This is a genomic window from Oleiphilus sp. HI0061 (assembly GCF_001635675.1).
Genome location: NZ_LWFE01000412.1, coordinates 1 through 720 on the forward strand (window position 1 = coordinate 1; position 720 = coordinate 720).

General features: G+C 42.9%; 1 protein-coding gene and 1 pseudogene. One reads left to right on the forward strand and one right to left on the reverse strand.

Annotated features, from left to right (window positions below; translation table 11 throughout):
- Window positions 1-194 (reverse strand): annotated as a pseudogene (locus tag A3735_RS29480) (hypothetical protein); the annotation flags it as partial.
- A gap of 112 nt (window positions 195-306) precedes the next feature.
- Between A3735_RS29480 and A3735_RS05580 the strand changes: the two are divergent.
- Window positions 307-720: MBL fold metallo-hydrolase (locus A3735_RS05580; RefSeq protein WP_156499435.1), on the forward strand; the 414-nt coding region annotated here is incomplete at its 3' end.

The window sequence follows — 720 nt, forward strand, 5'->3', positions numbered from 1 at the left end:
CCTACTGGCACCCTATGCGAGACACCTATCTCAGCCTGGTGATAGCCAAACAAGCGATGTATTTTATTTGCTATATTACGCCGTTGGTCAGCTAATAAACTACGTCCTAAAGCACTCTGAAACCACTGTTCCAGTTGCTGTTGTTTAGAACTGTTAGCCTGTGCATTTTTATCCAAATCTTGTAACCCTGACATCGCAAAGCTCCCGCAGCGTGCTCGCAACAAAGCAGACTCTATCTAAAGTAGCTTTAATTTACCCAGTATTCATTCTAAGCTATGACAAATCAACCTAAGTGAGAGTTATCATATGATAAAAGTTCATGGCATACCTGCTTTTTCAGACAATTATATCTGGTGTATATATGATGACGCGAGCATGCAGGCTGTCGTTGTTGATCCTGGCTCATTTAGTGACACTCAAGATTATTTGAATTCACAAGGGCTAGACCTAGTAGCAATTCTTATCACTCACCACCACCCTGATCACACGGGAGGCTTGGCAAAACTTAAAGATCAATATGACTGTAAAAGCTTCGGCTCATCTCACTCAAAAGTTGAAGGTATCGATGAGCAACTGTCTGAAGGCGAAGCGATCAGCTTACTTGGCTTACAATTCAAAAGCCTCGACGTTCCGGGTCATACGCTTGATCATAATGCCTACTATTGCGAACAACTAGACGCATTGTTTTGTGGGGACACACTATTCTCAGGTGGTTGCGGT